The organism is Paracoccus sp. J39, assembly GCF_000518925.1.
Lineage (GTDB): Bacteria > Pseudomonadota > Alphaproteobacteria > Rhodobacterales > Rhodobacteraceae > Paracoccus.
The window spans coordinates 52076-68439 of record NZ_JAEN01000013.1 but is presented as its reverse complement, the minus strand read 5'-3'; the positions used below and the strand labels follow the sequence as shown (position 1 = coordinate 68439).

Genomic DNA, 16364 nt, shown 5'->3' with positions numbered 1-16364 from the left:
CCTCCCATCGGCTTGGGCCGTGAGAGCAAGCTTGCGCCGAATCAGGCCCGTAGTCTTGTATGTTTTCTTTACAGTTTGTGAAGGTGAGCTTCAGATACCCGCAAGCCGGCCTGCCCGCGCGGGATGAAGGACCCATGGCAGGACAGGAAGGCCGCCGCCTCCGGCCGTGCTTGCGCAGCAACCCCTTCAGGAATCCAGACGCATGCCTGCCATTTCCCTTGCGAGCGCGTTGCACATCAGGTGCTTGGCCGGGTCGATGGGGCTTGAGGTGGAGACGAAGATCCCCACCCGGATGTTGGCAAGCATCTCCTGGATCAACGGCACGAAGCGGAGCTGGCCGTCTTCGATGTCGTCGTAGAAGCCGATCTTGGTATAAAGCCCGATACCATGACCGCCCAGGATCATCTGCTTCGCAAGAAACAACGTGTTCGTGAAGATATGTGTCGACAGCGGCGTGACCAATGTCGTGATCGCCTGATCAATGATCGAGTTCCCGCCGCGGGCATCGATGGTGCGCACCAGCCTGTAGGCGGCAATGTCGTCGAGTGTGACGCTGGTCCGGCCGGCAAGCGGATGGTCGGGACGAACGATAACGCCAAAGGGCGCGGATTTTTCGGATAGCAGCCTGACGCCGGGATGATCCGAGAACGTGAAGGCGATGCCGATCTCGGCCGCGCCGCTGGCCACGGCCTGCACTGCGTCCTCGGGTTGGGCGGTCGTGACGGAGATCGAGATGTCGGGATAGATCTTTCCGAATTCGTTCATCGCCCGGGGCAGGCAGCCCATCGCAATCGAATCGATCGTGCAGATGTTGATATGCCCCGTGCGCAGATCGCGCATGTCGTCGATCAGGATCTTGGTGCGCTCGAAATCGTGAAGCACCGTACGGCAATGCTCCAGAAGGATCGCGCCCACGGCCGTCAGCTCCACGCCCTCCGGGGTGCGGTCGAAGATCGAGACGCCCAGCCGCTGCTCGACGTTGAGGATCTTGCGGTTCACCGAGGTGGACGAAACGTTGAGAAGCTGCGCCGCCTTGCGGATCGACCGCTGCCGGGCGACCTCGTCGAAATACTTCAGGAAGCTGGTATGCATGCTGCCTCGACGCCAGGGGGGTGATGCGTTTTCTGCACCGCTGTTGGTAAAACTTTCTTCTATCTGCACTGCATCCGCAACGCTAAAGTCAGTGCAACAAGGTCGAAACAAGGGCCGCCCCACCACCAACAGAGAGATGGAAAGATGCGACACAGAACAAAGCTCGACCGGCGCAGTCTGTTGCAGGGCATGACGGCCCTTGGGGCCGCCTTTGTCGGAACCCGGATCGGTATCGAACGGGCCTGGGCCGCTGATATCCATACGATCAAGCTGCAGCTCGGGTGGCTGGCGGGGAACGGCATCCTGGGGGAACTGGCCGCCGATGAGAACGGCTATTTCGCCGAGGAAGGGCTGGCGCTGGAAGTCGTCGCCGGAGGTCCGAACGTGGACGGTGTGGCCTCGGTCGCGTCGGGGCGGGCCGAGATCGGCTCGATCAGCTCCAGCCCGTCGCTGATGCTGGCGCGCTCGCAGGGGCTGCCGGTCAAGTGCATCGCGGCAGGGTATCAGCAGCATCCCTTCACCTATTTCTCGCTCGAAAAGAACCCGGTGCGCGAGCCGAAGGATCTGATCGGCAAGACCGTGGCCACCAACGGCACCGCGCGGATTCTGTTGCAGGCGCTGCTGGCCGCCAACGGCATCCCCGAGGATCAGGTCGAGGTGCGGGTGATGGGCGCGGACATGTCGCCGCTGCTGACCGGGCAGGCCGATGTGGTGACCGGCTGGAAAACCAATGTCAGCGCCTTGTCGGTGCTGGGGCCGGAGCGGGTCGACATGACCCTGTGGGATGCGGGCATCAGGCTTTACGCCAATCCCTATTACGTCACCGACAGGTCGCTGAACGAAAACCCCGAGCAGGTCCGCGGGATGCTGCGCGCGATCGCACGCGGCTGGGGCTGGGTGCATGACAATCCCGAAGCCGCCGTGGACATCCTCGTGTCGCGTTATCCCAACCTTGACCGGGATGCCGAACTCGCGGCGGTGGGTGCTGTCGTCGAATACAGCTTCGACGAGGCGACGCGCGAACGCGGCTGGGGCACGATGACGCGCGAAAACTGGCAGGCGCAGATCGACATCTACGACCGCCTCGGCCAGTTCGAAGGCGGGGCGCCTGCGGTCGACGACGTCATGACCCTTTCGGTGCTGGATGAAATCGCCGCGGTGCGGCCGGTATACGGTTGAACGACATGATGGAACCCATGGAAACCCTTGTGGGGCAGCCGGTTGACACGACGCGGGTGAAGGCTCCGGCGGCCACGCTGGACGCGGCAACGGTCCGCTTCGGATCCTATACCGCCATCGACAAGCTTGACCTCCGGATCGAGGCCGGCGCGTTCTACACCATCCTCGGCCCGTCGGGATGCGGCAAGTCCACGCTGCTGCGGCTGGTCTCGGACCTGATCCCCGCCGCGGGGGGCGATGTCTCGATCTTCGGCAAGACGACCGAAGAGGCACGGCTGGCGCGGGAATTCGCCTTCGTCTTTCAGGATGCCGCCCTGCTGCCGTGGCGGTCGGCCCTGAAGAATGTCGAGCTGCCGCTGGAAATCGGGCGCAAGCGCGGGGCCGTGATCCCGACCGGGCCGCGCAGCCCCCGCGAATTGCTGGAGCTGGTCGGCCTGAAGGGCCGCGAAAACGCCCTTCCGCATGAACTGTCGGGCGGGATGCGCCAACGGGTCGCCATTGCGCGCGCGCTGCTGTGCCAGCCCAAGCTGCTGCTGATGGACGAGCCCTTTGGCGCGCTGGACGAGATGACCCGCGACCGGCTGAACCTTCAGCTGCTGGACATCTGGCGGGAGACGGGGACGACGATCCTGTTCGTGACACACTCCATTTCCGAGGCGGTTTTCCTGGGGCAGAAGGTGATCATGCTGCGCGCCAATCCCGGACGCCTGCGCGAAATCGTCGATATCGACCTGCCCGAGCCGCGGCAGATGAAGCTGCGCGATACGCCCGAATTCAACCGCTATTGCAGCTATCTGCGCGAACTTCTGGAGACCTGCTGATGGCCGTCATCGAAAACCTTGGCATCGCCGATCCCCAGGCCCTTGCCCGAAGCGCGGCGCGCAGGGAAAGGCTGGTCTCGACCATCGTGCCCATCGGGACAGCCGTCGCGCTGGTCGGGTTGTGGCAGCTGGGGGTCAGGGCCCTGGGCGTCCCGACCTATATCGCCCCCGCGCCGTCGGACGTCGCCGTCACCCTAGTCGAGAAGTTTCCCCTGCTGATGCAGAACTTCTGGCCCACCTTCTTTGAAAGCGTGGCGGGCTTCGTGGTGGGCAATCTTGCCGCCATCCTGATCGCGGTGGCCTTCGTCCATTCCCGCAATGTCGAGCGGGCGTTCTTCCCCATCGCCGTCTTCGTCAACACCATCCCGATCCTGGCCATCGCGCCGATCCTTGTGCTGATCTTCGGGCCGGGCATGACGGCAAAGGTGGTGATCGCCGCGCTGATCTGCTTCTTCCCGACGCTGGTCAACATGGTGCGCGGCCTGCAGTCGGTCAGCCCGCAGACGCTGGAACTGGCGCGGATCCTGTCGGCGTCGAAGGCCGAGGTCTTCTGGAAGATGCGCTTGCCGTCGTCGCTGCCGTTCCTGTTCTCGGCGCTGAAGATCTCGGCCACCACCTCGGTCATCGGTGCCATCGTCGGCGAATGGGTCGGTGCGGATCTGGGCCTGGGTGCGCTCATCATCGACGCGACCTTCAATTTCAACTCGCCGCTGCTTTACGCCACGGTGCTCATGTCCTCGGGGCTGTCGGTGCTGATGTTCGCCCTGGTCACGCTGGCCGAACGCCGGATCGTGCGCTGGTAACCTGAGACCATTCGAAACAACCGGAAAATCGACGCCGCGGTCCTGACCCGCCCCGGCGTGACAGGAGGAGCTTGTCCAAAATGACCGATCGCATCAGGGATTTTCTCACCACCAGGGCCGAGCAGGTGCCGGTCGTCAGCAACACCGACGTGGTGGTGATCGGGGCGGGCCCGGCAGGTCTGTCCGCCGCCGTGTCGGCCGCCCGCAACGGGGCGCGGGTGACGCTGGTGGAACGCTATCACCACCTGGGCGGCATGGCGTCGGGCGGCATGGTCCTCGTGCTGGACGACATGGTGAACGAGGGAACCGAGATCGTCACCACCGGCATCGTCAGCGAATTCGTGGACCGGATGCAGCGCCAGGACGGCGCCGTCTTTCCCCCGCCCGAAGATTGCCAGACCAATTGGGAGATGTGGCGGAAATGGGCGCGCTGGGGCTGCATCGACTTTCACAAGCAGGGCATGCCGCAGCCGATCATCCACGCGGTCGCCTTCGACCCCGATGCCTGGAAGCGCGTCAGCCTGGATCTGGTCGCCGAGGCCGGGATCGAGCTGCGCACCCATAGCTGGTTTTCCGAAGCCATCGTCGAGAACGGCCGTGTCACCGGCGTGATCGTGCAGACCAAGCTGGGCCGGCAGGCGATCCGTGCGCGGATGGTGGTGGATGCCTCGGGCGACCTGGACGTGGCGGCCTCGGCGGGCGCGTCCTTCGCGACCGGGCAGTTCATCGTCACGACCGTCTTCCGCCTGATGGACGTGGACACCACCAGGGCGGAAGCGTTCGAATACGAAAACCCCGAAGCCTTCAAGGCCCTCGACCGCCAGGCCAGGCGCGTCATCGGCGGGGCCTGGGGGATGTGGTGGCTGAAGACGCCGCTGCCCGGCGTGGTCTGGTGCAACTGCCCGCACATGCCGGGCTATGACGGCCTGTCGCCCGAACACATGGTCGAGGCCGAATATGAAGGCCGCCGCCGGATGATGGCGCTGCTGGACTTCGCCCGCGCCAACCTGCCGGGCTTCGAGAATGCCAGGATGCTGGGAGCGGCGGAACAGATGGGCATCCGGCAGACGCGGCTGTTGCAGGGCGAATACATCGTCACCAAGGACGACGTGAAGAAGCGGCGCCATTTCGCGGACTCGGTCTGCCGGGGCAGGGACTACTATACCCCCTATCGGGCGCTGCTGCCCCGGGGGATCGACAACCTGATCGTCGCCGGCCGGCACTATTCGGTCGAAAGCGAGGCGCAGAAGCAATCGCGTGAAATCCCTCCCTGCATGGCCCAGGGCGAGGCTGCCGGCGTGGCCGTGGCCAAGGCGCTTCAGGCCAATTGCGCGCTGCGCGACGTCGATGTCAGGGCCATCCAGAAGCAGATGCGGGCGCAGGGCGCCGATCCGGGCGACGTGCCCTCGGCCAATGCGCTGATCGAACCAATCGCCGCCGCCTGAGAAAGGGAACCACCATGACGAAACAGCACCTTCCGCTGGAGGGCATCCGCGTCCTCGACTTTACCCAGGTGATGATGGGTCCCTGCGCCACGCAGATGCTGGCCGATTTCGGTGCGGACGTGATCAAGGTCGAACGCCCCGGCGAGGGCGACCTGTCGCGCAACTTCTTCGGAGAGCCGAGCGAGGAGGCGATGAACAACGCGGTCTTCGCCTCGCTCAACCGCAACAAGCGGTCGGTGGAGATCGACACCAAGTCCGAGGCCGGCCGCCGGATGATCTATGAGCTGGTCGCCCAGTCGGACGTGGTCGTGGACAATTTCCGCGCCGGGGTGATGCGGCGCCTGGGCTTCGATTATGACACGCTGTCGAAGCTCAACCCCGCCATCATCTGCGCCTCGGGCACCGGCTTCGGAGAGGTCGGCCCCTATGCCCACAAGGGCGGCCAGGACGTGCTGGCCCAGGCCATGACCGGGGTCATGGAAAAGACCCAGGACCCGGCGGTTCCGAAGTCGATCTATCCGACCACGCTTTGCGACTACACGGCCGGGATGCATCTTGTGCAGGGGATCCTTGCGGCGCTTCTGGCGCGGGCCAGGACCGGGCGCGGGCAGAAGGTCGGCGTCTCGCTTTATGACTCGATGATCGCCATGCAGATGCAAGAGGCCGCGCAATGGTCGAAGCACCGCGAGGTGCTGAACTGGGCCGCGATGCCGCTGACCGGCGTCTTCGACACGACTGACGGGGCGGTGGTGGTGGTCGGTGCCTTCAAGCCGCATCCGCTGCGCGACATCTGCGCGGCCTTGCAGATCGAGGATCTGTCGGCCGATTATCCGAACCTTGCGTCGCAGCGGGCCAACAAGCCCTATCTGCAGGGACGATTCCGCGACGCCTTTGCGACCAACACGACCGCCCACTGGATCAAGCGGCTTGAGGATCAGGACCTGCTCTGCGCCCCCGTCCGTTCCCTGGGCGAGGCGCTGGATGACGCCCAGACCGCGGTCAATGGCATGTTGCTGGACCTGGACCACCCGATCCTGGGAAAGATCACCCTGGTCGGGTCGCCCGTTCATCTCAGCGAGGCCCCTCTGGTGATCCGCCATGCGCCGCCGCGGCTGGGGGAGCATACCGACGAGATCATCCGCGAATTCAACCTGAACGCCGTCGCGCGGAAGGAGGCGGTATGACCGTCCGCTTCGAAGTCGTCGATCAGGTCGCGCGCGTCACCATCGACCGTCCCGACCGGATGAATGCCGTCGATGCTGCGACCGATGCCAGGCTTGACCGCATCTGGTCGGAAATCGAGACGCGCAGCGATATCCGCTGCGTGGTCCTGACCGGGGCGGGGGACCGGGCCTTCAGCGCGGGCGCGGACATGAAGGCCGCGAACGGGCTCAGCGGGCTGGAATACTGGGGCGCCGCCAATCCGAACGGCTTCGGCGGCATCGCCCTGCGGCAAAGCCTGACCGTGCCCGTCATCGCCCGGGTCAACGGCCTTGCCCTTGGCGGCGGGTTCGAGATGGTGCTGGGCGCCGATATCGTCATCGCCTCGACCGAGGCCCGGTTCGGGCTGCCAGAGGCACGGGTCGGCCGCCTGCCCCTGGACGGCGGCATGGTCGCCCTGCAACGCCTGATCCCCCGCAACATCGCGGCCGGGCTGATGATGACGGGCCGGATGCTGTCCGCGCAAGAGGCCGCGCGGTTCGGGCTGGTCAACGCGGTCGTGCCGCCCGACCGGCTGGATGCCGAAGTCGATGCCTGGGTCGCGGACATCCTGTCCTGCGCGCCCTTGTCGGTGGCCGCGATCAAGGACACGATCCGTTCGACGGCCCATCTGAATCCGCATGAAGCGCGCGACCTGCGCCGCCCGGCCCTGATCGCTGCCCTGAAATCCGAGGATTCGATCGAAGGCGTCGCCGCATTCCGCGAGAAGCGCGCGCCCGTCTGGCGCGGCCGGTAAATGCCATGGCGCTTGTCATCCAGGGCCGCTGCATCGACGTCAAGGACGGGATCTGCACCACCTCCTGTCCCGTCGATTGCATCTACGAGGGCGAGCGGATGTTCTACATCCACCCGACCGAATGCATCGAATGCGGCATGTGCGAAAGCATCTGCCCCGTCGATGCGATCCGATACGAGGACGAGCTGGACCCCGAAAATGCCATCTTCGCACGCATCAACCGCGAGGTCTTCGTCAACGAGGCCGGCGAGATGGAGGAACCCGGCGGCTGGTCCCGTGGCATGGCGCCCCGGCCGGATCATCCGGATCTGCCGGTCCGCCCCCGTCCCGTCATGCAGGCAATCTGAAGGAGAACAGGATGAAAGGGATCGTCGCTGCGGTGCCGACACCGATCGATGCACAGGGCCGCTTCCTCGGGGCCGCCTTTGTGGAACATGCGCGCTGGGCCCTGGCCAACGGCTGCGACGGATTGAACGTCCTGGGATCCACCGGCGAGGCGAATTCCCTCGACGCCGGGACGCGCCGCATGGTCATGACCCACGCCGCCGAGGCGCTGGACCGCCGCCGCCTGATGGTCGGGACCGGCACGCCGTCGATTGACGAAACCATCGGCCTGACCCGCCATGCCGACGACCTGGGCTATCCCGTGGCCCTGGTTCTGCCGCCCTATTACTATACGCCCCCGTCCGAGGAGGGGCTGATCGCCTGGTACCTGGCGCTTCACGCGGCGCTGGGCGACCGGCCGATCCGGGTCTGGTTCTACAATTTTCCGCAGATGACCGGCTTCGTGATCCCCGAGGCGGTGATCGCGCATCTGCACGCCGTGGCGCCGCAGCGGTTCGATGGCATCAAGGACAGTTCCGGCGACCTTTCCTATTGCCGCGGCCTGGTCTCCCGGCTCCCCGGCCTGAAGGTCTTTCCCAGTTCGGAAACCACGCTGGCCGAGGGACGAATGGACGGCTTCGCAGGCTGCATCTCGGCCACGGCGAACCACACAGCCCCGATCTGCGCGCGCCTCTGGCGGGGAGAGACGGGGCTGGCGCCCCGCTTGGCCGAGTTGCGGGCCGCCATATCGGCCTGCCCTCTGATCCCCGCGGTCAAGTATCTGGTGGCCCGCCGCACCGCCAACCCCGAATGGCAGAACGTGCTGCCGCCCTTCACGGCCCTTGGCGCGTCCGCCATCGCATCGCTGGATCGGCTGGCGTCCGAGCGCGTCGCAGCCTGAACCCAGCAGGAGAAGATCATGAAAGACAGGAACGAAATCCAGGGCAACCTGATCGGCGGCGAATGGCTGCCGGACGGCGACTGCCGCCCCGATGTGAACCCTTCCGATACCCGCGACATCATCGGGTTCTTTGCCTCTGCGGACCGCGCCGCGGTCGATCAGGCCGTCCACGCTGCCCGGTCGGCCTTTCCGGCTTGGGCGGCGGCCGGTCCGCAGGTCCGGCACGACCTGCTTGATGCCGTCGGCACCGAATTGCTGGCGCGCAAGGAAGAGATCGGGCACCTTCTTGCACGGGAAGAAGGCAAGACCCTGCCCGAGGCGATGGGCGAGACCGTCCGCGCGGGCCAGGTCTTCAAGTTCTTTGCCGGAGAGGCGCTGCGCGTTGCCGGCGATGCCCAGCAGTCGGTCCGCCCCGGCATCGACGTCGCCGTCACCAGAGAGCCTTTGGGCGTCATCGCCCTGATCACGCCCTGGAACTTTCCAATCGCCATCCCGGCCTGGAAGATCGCGCCCGCGCTTGCCTATGGCAATTGCGTGGTGCTGAAGCCCGCCGAACTGACGCCGGGCTGCGCCCATGTGATCGCGCAGCTTCTGCACAAGCATGGCTGCCCGGCCGGCGTCTTCAACCTGGTGATGGGGCAGGGATCGGTCTTGGGCGATGCCCTGGTGTCGCATCCGGGAATCGATGCGGTGTCCTTCACGGGTTCGGTGGCGACCGGCTCGCGCATCGCCGCGACATGCGGCACCCTGCGCCGGAAGGTCCAGCTTGAGATGGGCGGCAAGAATCCGATGGTCGTGATGGACGACGCCGATCTGCAGACCGCGGTTCAGGCCTGCCTGAATGGCGCCTTCTTCTCGACCGGGCAGCGTTGCACGGCGTCTTCGCGGCTGATCGTGCAGAAAGGCATCCACGATGCCTTTGTCGAGAGGCTTGGCCGCGAAATGCGGGCCCTGCGCGTCGGGGATGCCTTGCAGCCGGATACCCAGATCGGGCCGGTGGTCGATCAGCGCCAGCTTGATTCCAACCTTGCCTATGTGGACCTGGCCCGAAGCGAAGCCGCCGAGGTACTTGGCGGCGAGCGGCTGGAGCTGGACAAGCCCGGCTTCTACCAGGCCCCGGCCCTGTTCCTGAACACGACGAACGGCGCCCGCATCAACCGCGAGGAAATCTTCGGCCCCTGCGCTTCCGTCATCAAGGTCGAGGATTTCGACGAGGCCCTGGCCGCGGCCAACGACACGGAATTCGGCCTTTCGGCCGGCATCTGCACGGGCAGCCTGAAACACGCCTCGGAATTCCGCCGCAGGGTCGAGGCGGGGATGGTCATGGTGAATCTTCCGACCGCAGGCGTCGATTATCATGTGCCCTTCGGAGGGCGTAAGGGCTCGTCCTTCGGTCCGCGGGAACAGGGCCGCTATGCTGCCGAGTTCTACACGGTGGTGAAGACAGCTTATCAGCTGGCCTAGCAATCGTGCCGTCCGCATATCGACCGCTATCCCGGCGCACGGCACCGGTGGTTGTCGAGCCCGCGGCGCGTGGCGGTGTGGTCGACCACCGCAACCACGCGCTGCCCAGACCCGAGGCGGACGAGCATAGGGAGCTGCAACCGGCGCCTTCCTGCTGGTGGTGGCTCGGGGGCGCGTCCTCTCGACCGTCCCGGCCCGCTATTCCGGGCGCTGAACGAAACAGGCGGCGACCGGGCGCTCCGGTCGCCGGCCTTGCCAGCTTGCGCGCCTTGGCACCCTTCAGTGCGGGCCGCCGTCACGACATTGCCGACCTTGGGGCCTTCGCGGGTCTGTTCACTGCTGTCGGGGACGGCGGGCTGCCCCACCGCCTCGGTCTTGACCGCACAGCGCCGGTCGGCCTGCCCGCAGCGCCCGGCGGGTCCCGCCATGGCGGGGGTCGCGGCCAGGTTCAGCTGCGTCAGGACCATCAGAGGGCGGCTTGGGCCCGTCGCGCCGGGCATTTGCGGTCGTTCCGCCGGCATTCCGCCGGCGGGCCGTGGCCATCTGGCTGCTGTCCAGGGCCGTCACCGAACAGACTCCGGGCCCCAGGCGGTGGGTTCAGCAGACCTGCACCGTGCATCCCATCAGGCCATTTGCGCAGCGCAGTCCGGAAGACTCGCAAAGCGATGGCATCACGCGCAGATCAACTCACCATTCGGCGGCGGCGCTAGCGCCTGACCAGCACCACCTCGCCGGCACCGGCGCCCGTGGCGATCTGCAGCGCCGCCCATTCCTTGGCGGCCTGGTTGCGGGCCGAGGCGGCCGAGAGCCGGGCGCTGGCCGTCGAGCGGTCGGAATCGAGCAGGTCCAGAAGCGCCAGCCCGCCCTCGGCAAAGCTGGTCCGGGCCAGCCGATAGGCCCGGTCATAGGCCGCTGCCGCGCCTTCCAGCGCCGCGGCCTGCTGGCGATAGCGGCGCAGGTTCGATTGCGCGACCTGCACGTCCTCGACCGCCTGCGACACGCTGGCCCGCCAGGCGATCTCGGCCTCGCGCCCCTCGGCGATGCGCCGCGCGCGGGTGGCCTGCAGCGCGCCCTGGTTCAGCACCGGAAACGAGATCACCGGGCCGAAGCCCCAGGTCTTCGCCCCGCCGCTTTCGCTGACCGAACCCGTCAGCGTCAGCGAGGGCAGCAGGTCGGCCGTCGCCACCCCCACCGCCGCCAGCGCCGCGGCCAGGTCGTATTCGGCCGAGCGCACATCGGGCCGGTTGCGCAAGAGGTCTGCCGGCACGCCGGCGTGGGCGCTGCCGGGAATGCGGAGTTGGCCCGAGCCGCGCTGCATCTGCGCCTGAACCGAGCTGGCCGGTTCGTTGAGCAGCGTCGCGATGCTGAACACCTGCGCGTCGAACTGCGCCTGATAGCCGGGGATCTCGGCCCGCGCGGCAGCCAGCAGCGCCTCGGCCTGGGCCATGTCGAACTCGCTGACCACGCCGAATTCGCGCTGCTCGCGGGTGATGCGGACGGTTTCCTCGCGGCTCGAAACCGTCTGCCGCGTCAGCGCCAGGGCCTGCTGGTAATAGCGCGCGTCGCTATAGGCATCGATCAGCTCGGCGATCCAGGCCAGCCGGGCGGTGCCCAGATCCGCCTTGGCGGCCTCGAGGCTGGCCGCCGCGCCCTGCCTTTGGCGCCGGGCGCCGCCGAACAGGTCGAAGACGAAATTCGCGCCGAGGCTGGAGGTGGTAACGTTCTGCACCGCCGCGCCCGCCGTGGAGCCGCGTTCGCGCGACGCATCGGCCGAGCCGGATGTCTGCGCCGCCAGCACCCCGGTGCCGCGCAGGTCGGCGGCGGCGGCGCGGATGCGCTCGCGCGCGGCGGCCTCGTCCAGGTTCTGCTTCAGCCCGCGCGCGATCAGCTCGTTCAGCACCGGGTCGCGATATTCGGCCCAGAAGGCGCGGTTGGCGACCTTGCCGGCGGATGCGGTCGCGCCTTCGGCGAAGGTCGCGGGCACGGGGATTGCGGGTCGGTCGTTGGGATCGGGGCCGACGGCCGTGCAGCCCGCCGCCAGAAGCAGCAGCGCCGGGCCGAGGAATCGGGAAGGGGAAATCACGTCTTGGCTCTCTTGCTGGTGAAATGCTGCACGGTCCTGAGGACCGCGACGTAGAAGACGGCGACGAGGAAGATGCCTATCACCGCCGAGGCCGCGATCCCGCCCAGCACGCCGATGCCGATGGAGTGCTGCGCCGCCGCGCCCGCGCCGCTGGCCAGCGCCAGGGGCAGGACGCCCAGCATGAAGGCCAGCGTGGTCATCAGGATCGGACGCAGCCGCATGCGCGATGCCTCGACCGCGGCCTCCAGCAGCGGCTTGCCCTGCCGGTGCAGCATCTCGGCGAATTCCACGATCAGGATGGCGTTGCGCGCCGCAAGCCCGATGGTGGTCAGCAGGCCGACCTTGAAATAGACGTCGTTCGACTGGCCGAAGGCCAGCGCCGCCGCCATGGCGCCGACGATGCCGATGGGCACGGTCATCATCACTGAAAGCGGCACCGACCAGCTTTCGTAAAGCGCCGCCAGCGCAAGGAACACCACCAGGGCCGACAGCGCGAACAGCATGGGCGCCTGGTTGCCCGACAGCCGCTCCTGATAGGACAGCCCGGTCCAGGCGGTGCCGTAGCCGCCATCCATGCCGGCGACCAGTTCCTCCATCACCTCCATCGCGGTGCCCGAGGAGACGCCCTGCGCCGCGGCGCCGGAAATCTCCATCGAACGGGTGCCGCCATAGCGCGCCAGGCTCTGCGCCTGCTGGTCCCATTCCTGCGCGGTGAAGGCGGCGAAGGACACCATGTCGCCGTCGCTGTTCCTGACATACCATTTCTCGATGTCGTCGGACTGCATCCGCGCCCCCGCCGCGCCCTGGACGATCACCGGGCGCAGCTCGGCCCCCAGCGAGAAATCGTTGACGTTCGCACTGGCGAAGATCACCGACAGCGTGGTGTTCAGGTCCGAGATCGACAGGCCATAGGCCGCGGCCTTCTGCTGGTCGATGTCGATGCGACGCGAGGTCTCGAAGGGCGCGTCATTGCCCTGCAGGCTGGTGACGCGGCCGTCCTGCGTCGCCTGCCGGACCAGTTCGTCGGCGGCCGCGGCCAGCGCCTCCTGCCCGTTGCCCGCCTGGTCGATCAGTTGCATGGTGAAGCCGGCGGTATTGCCCATCCCCTGGATGGCCGGCGGCTGCATGAAGAACACCTGTCCGTTCTTGTTCGACATGAACTTCATGTTGCCCCGCGTCGCCATCGAGGCGGCGTCGAAACCCTCGCGCTGGTCGAAATCCCTGAGCTTGATGAAGATCATCGCGTTGCGCGCGCCCGAGCCGCCGAAGCCGAAGCCGAGCGCCGCGAAGACGCTTTCGGCGGTGTCGCTTTCCTCGCCCAGCACATATTGCTCGACCTCCTCGACCAGCGCCCTTGTGCGCTCGGCGGTCGAGCCCTCGGGGGTCTCGACCATGACCATCAGCACGCCCTGGTCCTCGGACGGCAGGAACGAGCCGGGCAGCTTCTGATAGAGCATGTATGCCCCGGCGCCGAAGGCCAGCAGCACGACCAGGAAGCGGAAGGGCCGGCGCACGAAGGCGCCCACCACCCCGGCATAGCCGTTCGTGGCGCGGTCCAGGCTGCGGTTGAACCAGCGCGCGGGCGCGATGCCGCCGCCATGGCCGCGCGGCTTCAGCAGCGTGGCGCACATGGCCGGGGTCAGGATCAGCGCGACGCCCAGCGACAGCACCATGGCCGAGATGATCGTGACCGAGAACTGCCGATAGATCACCCCGGTCGAGCCGGACATGAAGGCCATCGGCAGGAACACCGCCGACAGCACCAGCACGATGCCGATCAGCGCCGAGGAAATCTCGTCCATGCTCTTCTCGGTCGCCTCGACCGGGCCGATGCCTTCCTCCTCCATCACCCGCTCGACATTCTCGACCACGACGATGGCGTCGTCGACCAGAAGGCCGATGGCCAGCACCATGGCGAACATGGTCAGGGTGTTGATCGACATGCCGAAGAAGGACAGCACCCCGAAGGTGCCCAGCAGCACCACCGGGATCGCCAGCGTCGGGATCAGCGTCGCGCGCCAGCTTTGCAGGAAGACCAGGATCACCAGGAAGACCAGCACCACCGCCTCGATCAGCGTGTGATAGACTTGGTTGATGGATTCCTCGACGAAGGGCGAGGTGTCGTAGGGATAGACGATCTGCACCCCGGCCGGCAGCGAGGCTTGCAGCCCGTCCAGCACGTTGCGCACGGCGGCGGCCGTATCGACGGCGTTCGCGCCCGTGGCCAGGTTCACGCCGAACCCCGCCGCCGGCATGCCGTTGTAGCGCGAGGACGAGCCGTAATCCTCCTGCCCGATCTCGATATCGGCCACGTCGCCCAGGAACACCGTGGCGCCGTCGCTGTCGGTGCGCAGCAGGATGCGCTCGAACTCGCGCACCGAGGTCAGCTGCGACTGCGCCGAAAGCGGCACGTTCAGCTGCTGGCCCTTGATCGTCGGCTGGCTGCCGAGGCTGCCCACGGTGACGTTGGTGTTTTGTTCGCTGACCGCCGAGACCACGTCCGAGGGCGTGACCTGGTATTGCAGCATCCGGTCGGGATCGAGCCAGATCCGCATCGCATAGCCCGAGCCGAAGCTGTTGATCGAGCCGACGCCGGCGGTGCGCTTGACCGGGTCCTCGATGACCTGCGCGACCAGATCGCCCAGTTCCAGCGAGGTCATGCTGCCGTCGGTCGAGGTCAGCGCCCCCACCAGCAGGATCGACGAGGTCGAGCGCGTGACCGAGACCCCCCGGCTCTGCACGGCGTCGGGCAGTTGCGAGGTCACCAGCTGCAGCTTGTTCTGCACCTGCACCTGGGCGATGTCCGGGTCCACGCTGTCGTCGAAGGTCAGCTGGATCGAGCTCGACCCCTGCGACGAGGTCGAGGTCATGTAGGTCAAGCCGTCAAGGCCGGTCATGCCGTCCTCGATGATCGAGGTCACCGAGTTCTCGACGATGTCGGGCGAGGCGCCGGTATAGGTGGCGCTGATGCGCACGGTGGTCGGCGCGATGTCGGGATATTGCGCGATGGGCAGGCTGGACAGGCCATAGACGCCGGCCAGCATGGTGATGATGGCCAGAACCCAGGCAAAGACCGGCCGGTGGATGAAGAAACGGGCCATCGGATTACTCCGCCTGCGTCGCCGGCAGGTCGCGGACCACGCCGTTCTCGTCGATCTCGACCGGGGTGGCGGCGATCTCGGCGCCCTCGGCCAGGCCGGTGATGCCGTTCACGATCAGCGCGTCGCCGGCTTGCAGCCCGGCGGTGACGATCCAGCTGTTCTGATGCACGCCCTCCTCGGTCAGCACGCGCTTCGCGGCCTTGCCATCCTCGGCCACCCAGGCCGACAGCGTGCCGTCGCGGCTGCGCGTCGCGGCCATCTGCGGCACCAGAATCGCCTGGATCCGGCCGATCTCGATGGTCCCGCGCACGAACATGCCGGGCAGGATGCGGCGCTCGGGGTTGTCGAAGCGGAAGCGGAAGTCGATGGCCCCGGTCGAGGTCGAGACGGTATAGCCCGGCGCCACCATCTCGCCGGTGGCGGCATAGGTCGCGCCGTTCTCCAGCGTCAGCTGCGCCTTCAGCGTCTGGCTCATCTCGATCTGGCCCGACTCGATGCGGTCGCGGATGCGCTGCAGCCGGGCCGAGGGTTCGTACATGTCCACGTCGATCGGGTCGAGCTGTGTCACCGTCGCCAGCGCGTCGCTTTGCCCCGAGGTCACCAGGTCGCCCGGTGAGACCGCGGCGACCGAGGGCAGCCCGTCCAGCGGGCTGGCGATCGTGGTCCAGGACAGCTGCGTTTCGGCCAGCTTCAGCGCGGCCTCGGCCGCAGTGGCAGCGGCCTGCGCCTGCTCCATCGTGGCCTGGGCCTGTTCCAGCGCCGCCTGGGTCGAGCCCGAGCCCTGCAGCCTGCGCGCCCGTTCATAGGCGGCCTCGGCCTGCGGCACGGCCGCCTTGGCGGAAGCGAGATTGGCGCGCGCCTCCTCGACCGCGGCCTCGTAGGTGGTCGGGTCGATCCGGAACATCGGATCGCCCGCCTTGATCGGCTGGCCGGGATTGTAAAGCACCTCGGTCACGAAACCGTCCACCCGCGGGCGGATATCCACCGCGTCGCGCGCCACGGCCCGGCCGGGCAGGGTGCTGACCAGCGGCACGGATTCGGCCTTGACCGCGACGACGCCGACTTCCTTCGGGCCGGATGCCGGCGGCTGCTGGGCTTCGGCCTGCCCCGCAACGGAAAGGGCGGCCAGGACGAGGCCCAGAAGAAACGAGCGAAAGTTCATGCGGATAATCCCTGGTCGAAAACGGATTGGTT

Annotated in this window: 13 protein-coding genes; 9 read left to right on the top strand and 4 right to left on the bottom strand. The window is 67.0% G+C overall.

The window, feature by feature from the left end:
- Nucleotides 1-186 precede the first annotated feature (186 nt).
- Nucleotides 187-1092, bottom strand: coding sequence for a LysR family transcriptional regulator (locus L632_RS0113905; RefSeq protein ID WP_028713590.1), 906 nt, complete (start codon nt 1090-1092; stop codon nt 187-189).
- 144 nt (nt 1093-1236) lie between these two features.
- On the opposite strand from L632_RS0113905, the gene L632_RS0113900 reads away from it, so the two are divergent.
- The 9 genes from L632_RS0113900 (at nt 1237) to L632_RS0113860 (ending at nt 9986) form a co-directional block, all read left to right on the top strand.
- A complete protein-coding gene (locus L632_RS0113900) occupies nt 1237-2271 on the top strand; it encodes an ABC transporter substrate-binding protein (RefSeq protein WP_028713589.1) in 1035 nt (344 codons plus the stop codon).
- A gap of 17 nt (nt 2272-2288) precedes the next feature.
- Nucleotides 2289-3092, top strand: a complete 804-nt coding sequence (locus tag L632_RS0113895; RefSeq protein WP_028713588.1) for an ABC transporter ATP-binding protein — start codon at nt 2289-2291, stop codon at nt 3090-3092.
- Entirely contained in the window at nt 3092-3895 is an 804-nt protein-coding gene (locus L632_RS0113890) for an ABC transporter permease (RefSeq protein WP_028713587.1), read from the top strand. Before L632_RS0113895 ends, L632_RS0113890 begins: the two co-directional genes overlap by 1 nt.
- Before the next feature lie 80 nt (nt 3896-3975).
- The gene (locus tag L632_RS0113885) at nt 3976-5340 is read left to right on the top strand and encodes an FAD-dependent oxidoreductase (protein ID WP_028713586.1); all 1365 of its coding nucleotides are present in this window, start codon (nt 3976-3978) and stop codon (nt 5338-5340) included.
- A 14-nt stretch (nt 5341-5354) separates the two neighbouring features.
- Complete coding sequence (locus tag L632_RS0113880; protein WP_028713585.1) at nt 5355-6524, top strand: CaiB/BaiF CoA-transferase family protein; 1170 nt, start codon at nt 5355-5357, stop codon at nt 6522-6524.
- Entirely contained in the window at nt 6521-7297 is a 777-nt protein-coding gene (locus L632_RS0113875; protein ID WP_028713584.1) for an enoyl-CoA hydratase-related protein, read from the top strand. The genes L632_RS0113880 and L632_RS0113875 overlap by 4 nt, the downstream gene beginning before the upstream one ends.
- A 5-nt stretch (nt 7298-7302) precedes the next feature.
- Nucleotides 7303-7644 carry a ferredoxin family protein gene (locus L632_RS0113870; protein ID WP_028713583.1) on the top strand — a complete coding sequence of 114 codons (342 nt, stop codon included), beginning with the start codon at nt 7303-7305 and terminating at the stop codon, nt 7642-7644.
- A gap of 11 nt (nt 7645-7655) precedes the next feature.
- Entirely contained in the window at nt 7656-8522 is an 867-nt protein-coding gene (locus L632_RS0113865; protein WP_036698303.1) for a dihydrodipicolinate synthase family protein, read from the top strand.
- Between the two features lie 18 nt (nt 8523-8540).
- Complete coding sequence (locus tag L632_RS0113860) at nt 8541-9986, top strand: aldehyde dehydrogenase family protein (RefSeq protein ID WP_036698300.1); 1446 nt, start codon at nt 8541-8543, stop codon at nt 9984-9986.
- Nucleotides 9987-10692: 706 nt separating this feature from the next.
- On the opposite strand, the gene L632_RS0113855 is transcribed toward L632_RS0113860, so the two are convergent.
- Genes L632_RS0113855 through L632_RS0113845 form a run of 3 tightly spaced genes read right to left on the bottom strand, consistent with a single transcriptional unit; the run spans nt 10693 to nt 16332 of the window.
- Nucleotides 10693-12069 (bottom strand): efflux transporter outer membrane subunit, encoded by a 1377-nt coding sequence (locus tag L632_RS0113855; RefSeq protein WP_051476456.1) that lies wholly within the window; start codon nt 12067-12069, stop codon nt 10693-10695.
- Nucleotides 12066-15170 carry an efflux RND transporter permease subunit gene (locus L632_RS0113850; RefSeq protein WP_028713579.1) on the bottom strand — a complete coding sequence of 1035 codons (3105 nt, stop codon included), beginning with the start codon at nt 15168-15170 and terminating at the stop codon, nt 12066-12068. Before L632_RS0113850 ends, L632_RS0113855 begins: the two co-directional genes overlap by 4 nt.
- 4 nt (nt 15171-15174) lie before the next feature.
- Nucleotides 15175-16332 (bottom strand): efflux RND transporter periplasmic adaptor subunit, encoded by a 1158-nt coding sequence (locus L632_RS0113845; RefSeq protein ID WP_028717002.1) that lies wholly within the window; start codon nt 16330-16332, stop codon nt 15175-15177.
- Between the last annotated feature and the right edge of the window lie 32 nt (nt 16333-16364).

Coding starts and splice junctions, on each gene's coding strand:
- L632_RS0113905 (WP_028713590.1), bottom strand. CDS start 1,092: ATGCATACCAGCTTCCTGAAGTATTTCGACGAGGTCGCCCGGCAGCGG.
- L632_RS0113900 (WP_028713589.1), top strand. CDS start 1,237: ATGCGACACAGAACAAAGCTCGACCGGCGCAGTCTGTTGCAGGGCATG.
- L632_RS0113895 (WP_028713588.1), top strand. CDS start 2,289: ATGGAAACCCTTGTGGGGCAGCCGGTTGACACGACGCGGGTGAAGGCT.
- L632_RS0113890 (WP_028713587.1), top strand. CDS start 3,092: ATGGCCGTCATCGAAAACCTTGGCATCGCCGATCCCCAGGCCCTTGCC.
- L632_RS0113885 (WP_028713586.1), top strand. CDS start 3,976: ATGACCGATCGCATCAGGGATTTTCTCACCACCAGGGCCGAGCAGGTG.
- L632_RS0113880 (WP_028713585.1), top strand. CDS start 5,355: ATGACGAAACAGCACCTTCCGCTGGAGGGCATCCGCGTCCTCGACTTT.
- L632_RS0113875 (WP_028713584.1), top strand. CDS start 6,521: ATGACCGTCCGCTTCGAAGTCGTCGATCAGGTCGCGCGCGTCACCATC.
- L632_RS0113870 (WP_028713583.1), top strand. CDS start 7,303: ATGGCGCTTGTCATCCAGGGCCGCTGCATCGACGTCAAGGACGGGATC.
- L632_RS0113865 (WP_036698303.1), top strand. CDS start 7,656: ATGAAAGGGATCGTCGCTGCGGTGCCGACACCGATCGATGCACAGGGC.
- L632_RS0113860 (WP_036698300.1), top strand. CDS start 8,541: ATGAAAGACAGGAACGAAATCCAGGGCAACCTGATCGGCGGCGAATGG.
- L632_RS0113850 (WP_028713579.1), bottom strand. CDS start 15,170: ATGGCCCGTTTCTTCATCCACCGGCCGGTCTTTGCCTGGGTTCTGGCC.
- L632_RS0113845 (WP_028717002.1), bottom strand. CDS start 16,332: ATGAACTTTCGCTCGTTTCTTCTGGGCCTCGTCCTGGCCGCCCTTTCC.